The sequence below is a fragment of the Methylocystis sp. genome (assembly GCF_050251305.1).
Taxonomy (GTDB): domain Bacteria; phylum Pseudomonadota; class Alphaproteobacteria; order Rhizobiales; family Beijerinckiaceae; genus Methylocystis.
Window position 1 is genome coordinate 1 of record NZ_JBFWNB010000077.1, and the last position, 10,462, is coordinate 10,462.

General features: G+C 65.9%; 9 protein-coding genes. 2 read left to right on the forward strand and 7 right to left on the reverse strand.

Features of this window, described 5'->3' with window-relative positions:
* The 6 genes from AB7F41_RS16425 to AB7F41_RS16450 form a co-directional block, all read right to left on the reverse strand.
* Positions 1-446, reverse strand: a 446-nt coding sequence (locus AB7F41_RS16425; RefSeq protein WP_428406699.1) for a hypothetical protein, incomplete at its 3' end; no start/stop codon positions are given.
* A 147-nt stretch (positions 447-593) separates the two neighbouring features.
* Entirely contained in the window at positions 594-1,544 is a 951-nt protein-coding gene (locus AB7F41_RS16430; protein ID WP_428382139.1) for a Crp/Fnr family transcriptional regulator, read from the reverse strand.
* Positions 1,545-1,585: 41 nt separating this feature from the next.
* Positions 1,586-2,239: a methionine biosynthesis protein MetW gene (metW, locus tag AB7F41_RS16435; protein WP_428382137.1), complete on the reverse strand. Its 654-nt coding sequence runs from the start codon at positions 2,237-2,239 to the stop codon at positions 1,586-1,588.
* Positions 2,236-3,408 (reverse strand): homoserine O-acetyltransferase MetX, encoded by a 1,173-nt coding sequence (gene metX / locus AB7F41_RS16440; protein WP_428382217.1) that lies wholly within the window; start codon positions 3,406-3,408, stop codon positions 2,236-2,238. Before metX ends, metW begins: the two co-directional genes overlap by 4 nt.
* A gap of 322 nt (positions 3,409-3,730) precedes the next feature.
* Positions 3,731-4,549 carry a DUF4239 domain-containing protein gene (locus AB7F41_RS16445; protein ID WP_428382135.1) on the reverse strand — a complete coding sequence of 273 codons (819 nt, stop codon included), beginning with the start codon at positions 4,547-4,549 and terminating at the stop codon, positions 3,731-3,733.
* Between the two features lie 330 nt (positions 4,550-4,879).
* The gene (locus tag AB7F41_RS16450) at positions 4,880-5,698 is read right to left on the reverse strand and encodes an alpha/beta hydrolase (protein ID WP_428382133.1); all 819 of its coding nucleotides are present in this window, start codon (positions 5,696-5,698) and stop codon (positions 4,880-4,882) included.
* 126 nt (positions 5,699-5,824) lie between these two features.
* On the opposite strand from AB7F41_RS16450, the gene AB7F41_RS16455 reads away from it, so the two are divergent.
* Complete coding sequence (locus AB7F41_RS16455) at positions 5,825-7,027, forward strand: glycosyltransferase family 4 protein (RefSeq protein WP_428382131.1); 1,203 nt, start codon at positions 5,825-5,827, stop codon at positions 7,025-7,027.
* 399 nt (positions 7,028-7,426) lie between these two features.
* On the forward strand, positions 7,427-9,283 hold the full coding sequence (locus tag AB7F41_RS16460; RefSeq protein WP_428382129.1) for a cation:proton antiporter: 1,857 nt from the start codon (positions 7,427-7,429) through the stop codon (positions 9,281-9,283).
* 7 nt (positions 9,284-9,290) lie between these two features.
* Here the strand turns inward: AB7F41_RS16460 and AB7F41_RS16465 are convergent.
* A partial coding sequence (locus AB7F41_RS16465) for an anion transporter (protein WP_428406700.1) occupies positions 9,291-10,462 on the reverse strand: 1,172 nt, incomplete at its 5' end.

Here is a 10,462-nt window from a genome sequence, read left to right on the forward strand (position 1 = left end):
CCGGCTTTTTCCGCCACCTCATCGGCGTCGACGATGCAGTCGAGGGCGGTGACCGACGCATGCGAGGCGCCGGCGGCGCCTTCCGGGACGACGCCATTCTCGATCCAGGTCGCATAGAGTTCATGCGCCTTGCGGCCGTGCAGCTCCACTTTCTTGGCGCCGAAGGTCAATTCGCAGGCGCGCGACGTGATGTCGACGTTGCCGGCGCGGCAGTCGATCGCGTCGGCCTTGATCGCGATGCGCAGATCCTTCGCATGCGGCGCGTCGGCGCGACCGCCGAAATAGGCGGCGAGAAGCTTCTTGTTGGCGGGACTCGTTTGCGGCGCCAGTTCGCCGACGATCGCGGAAAGCGCCAGCGCGCCGGAGCCGTTGCTTGCCCCCCCTTGCGCGGCGGCGGTCGTGAGAGCGGAGACGAAAAGCAAGCCAGCCACATTATGAACGATCATGGCGATTCCCCTGGCAAAAGCGTTGCGAAGCAATGACGCTGAGCCTCTCCGGCGAAACTGCGGCGCTGACGCGTCCGGCCGGCGGCGGCGGATCATAACCGCCCTCCGCGCGGTCGTGAACGCGCTCTTCTAAATAGGGGCTGGAGCTTACGCGGCGTCGTGCCGCTTCGAAATTTTGCGCCGGGCGCCCGGCGGCCGCGCGCGTCGGCCAAGCCGGTCGCATTGATTCGCGAGAAGCGTGACGCTTTCGACATGCACGTTGCGCGTCTCCGTGCGCACGCCATGGGCGCGGAGTTTGGCGAAGGCGCGGGACAGCGTCTCCTGCTTCACGCCGAGGCGCGCGGCGATGAGCCGCTTGTCATAGGGCAGGCGGAAGCGGCACCGGTCTTCGCCCGGCGGGCACAGCGACAGCAGGAAACTGGCGAGACGCTGATCCGCGTTTTGGCTCTTGAGCGACTCGATCTCGCGGACGAGAAGCGCGACGCTTTCCCTGGAGTGCCGCATCAGCGCGCCGCACAGCGACGGCGATTCGGCGAGCGCCCATGCGAAGCGCGCGAAGGGCAGCCTGAGCACTCTCGTCGCGCCCACCGCCTCCGCGGAGAGCGTATGAACTTCATCGGCTCTCGCCGGAGGCTCGCAGACCATTTCGCCGCCGGAGCGAATCCCGATCAGCGTTTGGCGTCCCGAAGACGCCCTGCGCAGCAGCTTCACATGGCCGCTCAAAACGAAGGCGATGTCGGCGATCACGGCCCCTTGATGGAAGAGCAGATCGCCGCTTTGGAGCGGCTCGATCCTGGCGTCGGGCGCCAAGCGCGACAGCGTCGCTTCGTCGACGTCGGCGAAGAGCGCCGCGCCGCGCAGCTCGTCCGGGCCTGCCGGCTGTGGCGCGCCGCGACTCGCGCGCCGCTTTTGCGAGGCGCCGCCATAGCCTTGCGCTGCGTGGCCGGTCTCGATCGTCAAGCTCGCCACCCTTAACAAGCGCACCGGGTCGTCCGCGCCGCCCGAAGGCTGACGCGACGCTTGAAGCGGAGGCGCCGCCGCTTCCTCCTGCGCATGTTCAATAATGCCGCCAGTGGGAAGGCTAGCGCGAACTGTCATACTCGAAAAGGAGAAGGACGCGGGACAAACCGTCGCATGGGTTAGCCGCGCCGGCCGCCGCGCTCCAGCAGAAAAACCGCCTGTTCGCCGAACAGATTCCAGACCCACCACGGCGCGTTGAAGCGGATCGGCGCGCTGGAGCGGTCCAACGCGACCCCGCGCTCGATATGGGCGCCGAGTTCGTCGACGAGTTCGACGAAGTCGCGAATGGTGCAAAGATGAATGTTCGGCGTGTCATGCCAATGATAGGCCAGATGCCCGGTAACCGGCATGCGGCCGCTGAAGGCGAGTTGCGCGCGCACGCGCCAATAGCCGAAATTAGGAAAGGAGACGATGGCGCGTCGTCCGATGCGCAGCATATTGGCGAGCGCCGCGCGCGGCCGGCGCGTCGCCTGCAGCGTCTGAGAGAGAATGACGTAATCGAAGCCGTCATCCGGGTAGTCGGCGAGATCCGTGTCGGCGTCGCCCTGAATGACGGAAAGCCCCTTGGCGACGCATTCATTGACGCCGCGCTGCGAGAGTTCGACGCCGCGGCCGTCGACCCCCTTCTTTTGCGCGAGAAGCTGCAGCAAAGCGCCGTCGCCGCAGCCGACGTCGAGAACGCGCGCGCCTGGCGCCACCATCTCGGCGATGACCGCGAGATCGAGACGCGGGTGATCGAGCGGGCGCGCGTCGCCGGCGGGGGTGAAATTCATTTGGCGTTTCCGTGCGGCGCGAGGCCGCGCGCCGCCGCCGCCGAGTCGAGAAAGCCGCGCGTCGTCGCAATGAACATCGGCTCGTGCAGCAGGAACGCGTCGTGCCCCTTGTCGGATTCGATTTCGACGAAGGACACCGACGCGCCGCCGGCGTTGAGCGCGTGGACGATGGCGCGCGAATCCGACGTCGGATAGAGCCAGTCCGAGGTGAAGGAGACGACGCAAAAACGCGTCTTGGTGTCCTTGAAGGCCATCGCCAACGAGCCGCCGTAGTCCGCCGCGAGATCGAAATAGTCGCAGGCGCGGGTGACGAAGAGATAGGAGTTGGCGTCGAAGCGCTCGACGAAGGCGAGGCCCTGGTAGCGCAGATAGTTCTCGACCTGAAAGTCGGCGTCGAAGGAGAAGGTCGGCGCGCTGCGGTCCTGCAGCTTGCGGCCGAATTTGCGCTGCAGCGCCGCCTCCGACAGATAGGTGATATGCGCCGACATGCGCGCCACCGCGAGGCCTTTCTCGGGCCGCACGCCCTGCTCCTGGTAGCGGCCCGATCGCCAGTCGGGATCGGCCATCACCGCCTGCCGGCCGACTTCGTGGAAGGCGATGTTCTGCGCGGTATGTTTGGCGGCGGTCGCGATCGGCATCGCCGAAAAGACCCGCTCGGGATAGCTCGCCGCCCATTGCAGCACCTGCATGCCGCCCATCGATCCGCCGGCGACGCAAAACAGCGTCTCGACGCCGAGATGATCGACGAGCATCGCCTGCGCGCGCACCATGTCGCGGATGGTGACGACGGGGAAGTCGAGCCCGTAAGGCTTGCCGGTCGCCGGATTGGTCGAAGCCGGGCCGGTCGTGCCCATGCAGCCGCCGACGACATTGGAGCAGATCAGGAAGTAGCGGTCGGTGTCGAACGGCTTGCCGGGGCCGACCATCGCCTCCCACCAACCGGGCTTGCCGGTCACGGGATGAACGCCGGCGGCATATTGGTCGCCGGTGAGCGCATGGCAGAGCAGAATGGCGTTGCTGCGCGTCGCGTTGAGCGCGCCATAGGTCTCGTAAGCGACGGAAAGCGGGGCGATTCGGCCGCCGCCGTCGGTCAGCAGCGGCCGGTCTGGCTGAAAGACGACGGTTTTCGGCGCAGCGCCTTCGCCGCAGGCCGGCCGCGCCTCTGACAATATGGACAAGCGATCTTCCTAGCGTTCGATATGCCGAACAATTCGTTCGGCAACATCGATGGGGTCGGCGGAGGTGTCAAGCGCCGCGCGGCCATGCTGGCGCGCTTCTCGCGACTTAGCGTCCTCTATGAGCATAGCTCCGTAAGCCAGAGACGCTTTATGCCCGCGTTCGGAGCGAGGCGGGCCTCAGGGCTTGTGGCGGCCGTTTTCCAGTCGGGGGTTAGCCTCCATGGCCCCGCTCCGGCCGCAAGCCGGGAAAGCGGCAAAAATTCATGAAGCAAACTGCGTCGGTCCTTTCGTCCGCTTGGTCCTGACGCATTATTCATTCAATGAGTTCAAGCTCATCCCGCTTGTTTGTCAGCATGCGCTGAATAACGTCGTCGATCGGCTTGGACGTTAATCTCTCCGGTCCCGAAAACGGATAATTCAAAACGATTGTCAGAAATAAGGTTGAGCCGATGATCGCGGCGAGCCCGGCGGTCATCAGTATCTGTGCGGTGACATATCTTGTCGCAAAGAAGGCGGGGTAGGCCAAAGTAATGATCACGCCAAGCAACAAAACGCCCCAAATGACAGGCTTCACTTGGCCGCCAACATCAGACAACCTTTCCAGTCGATAGTCAGAGATTTGTTGCATGAGATTGATGGCGTGCATGACGCTCGGAAGGAGTCCGAGGTCCTCAGGCTTGGCCTGCCCGATCGCGCGGCTTAGCCGGGCTTGAGCTTCTGCGGCCTCCGGGCTGCCCCGAAGACCAACTTCCATCAGCGGCCACTCCTTGTCGCGTAACTCGTTCGCGTAGGCGAAGAGCGCTTGCCGTATCTTTTGACCGGAGTCATCGGGAAAGTTGAAAGAGACCCGGTGGAGGTTGAACAACCGTTCCGCTTCGGCGTGAACGGCGCGCCCGGTTCGTTCAAATTCGCTCCAAACGACGATCACGACAAAGGCAAGGAGCACGGCGTAGGCGACGCCGACGACTGCATATTTGAACCCAGCCACCTCTTGATTGGCCGCCAGGAGTTCGACGCCGAAGCGCCAACGCGCCATGAGCTGAAGGCCGACGCTGAAACAAATGCAACCGCCGACGACGAGCAGCGCGATTTTCCAGGCGGGCAGCGCATTCAAAATTTCTATCCCGCTCAAGGATCCCTCCTGTCAGCTTCCTGTCGCCGCGTACAACGTTCCGAAGCGAAGCACGTCCATAAAGGGCGCGCTGACCCGCTGGGGAGGCTGGAGGCTCGGGATGTCTTGGTCAACCCCGGTCGCCTCATCGCGCGAGCGGGGCTTCCGCCGACGTGATGGAACAAGCCGGTATCGAACGAATTTTCTCTTGAATTCGCGGATCTTCTCCGCGCTTTTCCAAGAGTGGCTCGACTTGTTCTTGATAAACTCAGCGCGGTTGTCGCTAGACCGGAATTGACGCGCTCCTGCGCGACATGCCGCCCTATGCGAAGGCGCAGCGATGCGCGCCGCTCAATCGAAAAGCGTCGGCGGCGGCTCGCCCGGCGGCGGCCCGCTCATCGTCTCGACGGCGGCCGCGAGCTGCGCGAGATCTTCCGGCCGCGACAGCCGGTGGTCGCCGTCGGCGATGAAGGTCAGCGTCGTCGGGTCGGCGCTCAGATGTTCGACGATCGTCAGCGCATGGCGCCAGGGCACGGCGTCATCGCGCATGCCCTGAAGGATATGCACGCGCGCATGGGCCCGGATGAGGCCGCCGAGCATCAGATGATCGCGTCCCTCTTCGATCAGGCGGCGCGTGACCGCCCCGTGATCCGGCTCCTTGGCGGGCAACACGCCCTTTTCCATGAGTTCGCGGCGCGTCGCTTCGTCGAAACGCTCCCACATCAGCGCCTCGGTGAAATCCACCGCCGGCGCCAGCAGAATGAGGCCCGCAATGCGCGAACTCTCGCCTTTGGCGGCGAGCCGCTGCGCCAGCAGCAGCGTGATCCAGCCGCCCATCGAGCTGCCGAGGACGATCTGCGGCCCCTGCGTCGACCGCTCGAAAACCGCTTCGGTCTGCTCCAGCCAGTCGCCGATGCAGCCGTCCTCAAACCGCCCCTCCGAGCGGCCGTGGCCGGAATAGTCGAAGCGGAGACAAGCGCGCCCGCGGACTTGCGCCCATTCGTCGAGAAAGCTCGCCTTGGTCCCGTCCATGTCGGACGCGAAACCCCCGAGCCAGACGAGGCCTGGGGCGTTCGCCGCCGCGGCCGTCGCGGCGCGCAGGCGCCGCGCGATGCGCCAGACGCCGCCTGCCGGATTGGGAACGTCGAGGAAGTCGAGAGTTTCGGGCAACAGGATTCGCTATATGATCGGAAGGCTGGTCGCGTGAAAATAGGCGTTTCGCTCATAGTTGGTAAAGGTTCTCGCAACAGAATGCCGCCATCGGACGATTCTGTCCGGGGCCACATTAGCCAAGCGATGTCGCAACAACTCGCACCGATCGTCGCCGCCGCGCAGCGACTGGCCGGACGAACGATCCTCCAGATCGTTCCCGACCTCCAGTCCGGCGGGGCGGAGCGCGCCACATTGGATATGGCGGAAGCGCTGAGCCGGGCGGGCGCGCGCTGCCTCGTCGCGTCGCGCGGCGGACGCATGGTCAGCGAGCTGCAGTCGAAGGGCGGCATTTGGGCGCCGTTTCCGGCGGCGACGAAGAATCCCTTCGCGATGGCGCTCAATTCGGTGCAGCTGGCGCGAATCATTCGCGACGAAGGCGTCGACATCGTGCATGCGCGCTCGCGCGCGCCCGCCTGGGTCGCCTATTACGCGGCGCGTCAGACCGGCGTGAAGCTCGTCACGACCTATCACAGCGCCTATGGCGGCGCCTCGCCGATCAAGCAGCGGTATAACGCGATCATGTCGGCGGGCGACGCGGTGATCGCCATCTCGGAATTCGCCGCGCAGCGCATTCGACAATTGCATCCGGAAAGCGCCGAACGCGTCGTCGTCGTCCCGCGCGGCGCCGATCTTCGCGCCTTCTCGCCGGCCGCCGTCGATCAGCGCCGGGTCGAGCGCCTGCGTGCGGAATGGGGCGTCGCGCCGCATGACCGCGTCGTGCTGCTGCCGTCGCGGCTGTCGGCGCGCAAGGGACATTCGGTTCTGCTCGAGGCGGTCAAGCTGTTGACGAAGCGAGGCGTCGCCGATCTGCGCGTCGTGTTCGTCGGCGACCCACACAGCGAATCCTTCCGCCGCGCGATCGAGGCCCAGATCGAGCACGCCGGCCTCAGCGGCGTCGTTCGCAACGCCGGTTATTGCGAGGATATGCCTGCGGCCTATCTCGCGGCCGCCGTCATTGTCGCGCCGGCGACCGAGCCCGAGGCCTTTGGGCGGATCGCGGTCGAGGCGCAGGCGATGGGCGCGCCGGTGATCATCTCGGACATCGGCGCCGCGCCGGAAGTCGTCCAGGCGCCGCCGCAGACGCCGCGCCATCTGGCGACGGGATGGCGAACGCCGCCCGGCGATCCGGCCATCCTGGCCGGCGCCATGGCGGAGGCGTTGAGCCTGACCGCCTCGGCGCGCGACGAACTGGCGCTGCGGGCGCGGCGAAATGCGCAGGAGCGCTTCTCCGTGGAGGAGATGCAGCGCGGGACGCTGCAGGTTTATGAGAGCCTGCTTGGGCTCTGACGCGATGCAGTCCAGTTCGCGCTGACGCCGCGAGCCCTAAGGAAGACCGAAGACCGCCAACAGGAGCGCCGCCAACGCGCCGCGCGCGCCCCGATGTCGTCGCCTCGACAATGGCGCGATCGCGATCTTTGCCTGCGGGACGCTCCTGATCCGCAAGGGCGGCGCAAGACCAGGCGAGGCGTCGGGCCGGGACGCCCGCTAAGAAAAGCGTCGCGGCCAAGCCGAATCGGATAGAGTCGCGCCGTCAATCGGACCGATCTCGCGAGCAGCGCCGTCGTGGGTGCGTCTGGCCGCGCGCCTATACGGCGCGCCCGGCGGCGCGACTTTTGCTGTCTTATCCCTCATCGCCCGTGCGACGCATGTATCCTGCGCACGAACCGGCGCGAACAACGAGGCGGCATGACTAGCTCCTTGCATATGGAGGCGTATCGGGAGGCGCTCGTCTTTCTCGCGACGGCGGGGGTCGTCGTTCCGCTGTTCCATCGCATCAAGATTTCGCCGGTGCTCGGGTTTCTCTTCGCCGGCGCCGTGCTCGGGCCGTTCGGTCTCGGCCGGTTTGCGCCCGATCACGAATGGGCGCGCTATTTCACCATCACCAATGTCGAGGGCGTTTCCGACCTAGCCGAATTCGGGCTGGTCTTCCTGTTGTTCATGATCGGTCTCGAACTGTCCTGGGAGCGACTCGCCCGCATGCGGCGGCTCGTCTTCGGACTGGGGCTGGCGCAGGTCGTGCTTTGCGCGAGCGTGCTCGCGGCTGTGGGCTTCTATTACTTCCGCGTCGAGCTTGGCCCCTCGATGCTGATGGGCATCGCGCTCGCCATGTCGTCGACGGCGGTGGTCCTGCCGGTGCTCGCCGAGGCGCGGCGATTGAACAAGACTTCCGGACGCGTGGCCTTCTCGGTGCTGCTGCTTCAGGACCTCGCCGTGGCGCCGGCGCTGTTTCTCGTATCGGCGCTCGCCGAAGCCAAGAACGGCGGCTTCACCGCCGAGCAAGCGGCGTGGGCTTTCGGACGCGCCTTCCTCGCCATGGGGGCGTTGATCTTCATCGGACGGCTGCTGCTGCGTCCGCTGTTCCGGATGGTCGCCGCCGTCCAGCTGACCGAACTGTTCATGGCCGCCTGCCTTCTCGTCGTCATCGGCGAGGCGGCGCTTTCCGCCGCCGCCGGATTCTCCATGGGCCTTGGCGCCTTCATCGCCGGGCTGCTGCTGGCGGAGACGGAATTCCGGCGCGAGGTCGAGGTGACGATCGAGCCGTTCAAAGGCCTGCTGCTCGGACTGTTCTTCGTTTCGGTCGGCGCCGGGCTCGATATCGGTGCCGTCGCGGCGGATCCCCTGCCGGTCTTCCTGCACGCCGCCGGACTGATCGCTGTCAAGGGCGCGATCATCTTCGGTCTGGCGCGGCTCTTCGGCATCGACTGGCGGCCGGCTGTGGAAGCGGCGCTGCTGCTTGCGCCGGGCGGCGAATTCGCCTTCGCCCTGCTGACCTCGGCGATGGGTGTCGGCGTGCTGCCGGGTCACTATGGCGACGACGCGATGATCGTCGTCACGATCACCATCTTCCTCATTCCCCTCCTCGGACGCATTGGCGCGGCTTTCGCTCCGCCTGCGGCCGAGTCGGATGAACAACAACTCTACGGGGATCTCGTCCCCTCTGCCGAAGTCGCCGAGAACAGAGTGGTGATCGTCGGCTTCGGCCGGATCGGCGGGCTGGTCGGCGAAATGCTGAGACGCCACGACATCCCCTACATCGCCGTCGAAAGCGTCGTGTCGCTTGTGACCGAAGCGCGTGAGCAGGGCGTCGAAATCTACTGGGGCAACGCGACGAGGCGCGAGTTTCTGATGCGTTGCGGCGTGGCGCAGGCGCGCGCGCTCGTCGTCACCATCGAAAACGTCGCAGCGACCGAGGAAATCGTTCGCCTGGCGCATGAGATTCGAGGCGACCTGACGATCGTCGCGCGGGCGCGCGACGCGCGCCACGCCACCGAGCTCTATAAGTTGGGCGCGACCGACGCGATTCCCGAAACGGTCGAAGCAAGCCTGCAACTCGCCGAAACCGTGCTCGTCGATATCGGCGTGCCGATGGGCTATGTGATCGCCTCGATCCACGAAAAGCGTGACGAGTTCCGTAAGCAGCTGCAGCCGACCAATGAGGCGGCGCGCGTGCGGCAGGCGGAGCGCAACCGAAAGATCAGGCGCGAGCATGCGCGCCAGCGCATCTCCGGACGCACCGCCGAAGAAAGCGAGGAGGAGGCGTAGGGCGCCCTCACAGCCTCCACAGGCCGAGCGCGATCGTCGCGAGGGTGAGCGGCGCGCCGACCTTGAAATAGGTCCAGAAGCCGATCGTCACGCCTAAGGATCGCGCCCGCTCGACGACGATGAGATTGGCGATCGAACCGACGAGCGTGAAATTGCCGGCGAGCGTCGAAGCCATGGCGACGATCAGCCAGGCGCGTTTCGGATCGCTGAGCTCCGCGACGAAGGGCTTCAGCGCAAGCACCGCCGGCACATTGCTGACGATGTTGGAGAGCGCGGCCGCGACGAGCGCCAGCATCGGCGCCTCCTCGAATCGCAATCGTCCGAACCCGGCGAGTTCTCCGGGCGTCAGCACGACCTTGTCGAAGGCGCCGACGACGATGAACAGCCCCGCGAACATCAGCAGCAGCGGCCAGTCGATTTCGCTGTAAATCTTCTTCGAGCCAATGCGTCGGGTGAGGAGCAGCAGGCCGCCGGCGACGATCGCGACTTTGGCGGGCGGCACGCCAGAGAAAAAGAAGACGATCATCGCCGCCGTGACCAGCAGCGCCTTTGACGCCAGCGCCGGATGATAGGGCCGCGCCGCAGGCGCGATCGGCGGCAAGGTCTCGCGCGAAAGGAATTCATGCGGAAAGGCGAGCGCGACGAAAAGAACCGTCAGCGCGACGCCGGCGAGAGCGATCGGCCAGAGCGCCTGCGCGAAGTCGCCATAGGAGATTCCGGAGGCGCCGGCGATGATCATATTCTGGGGATTGCCGGTGATCGTCGCGACGCTGCCGACATTGGAGGCGAGCGGGATCGCAAGCGCATAGGGCGCCGGATCGCGCTTCAGGCGCTGCGCCAGGTCGATGACGAGCGGCGGCATCACGAGACAGATCGCGTCATTGACGAGAAAGGCGGAAAAGACGCCGGTCGCCGCCGCGATCGCCGCGAGCAGATAGATGGGCCGCCGCGCGGCGTCGGCGAGCCAATCGGCGGCGCGGCGGAAGAAGCCCGAAAGGCGCAGATTGGCGACGACGATCATCATGCCGAGCAGCAGCGTGATGGCGTCGAAATCGATCGACCGATAGGCCTCGTCGAGCGTCAGAGCGCCGACGCCGATCATCAGGCTCGCGCCGAGCAGGGTGCCGCCGGCGCGGTCGAGGCGGTAATAGGGCAGTTTGCCGATCGCCAGCACGACAT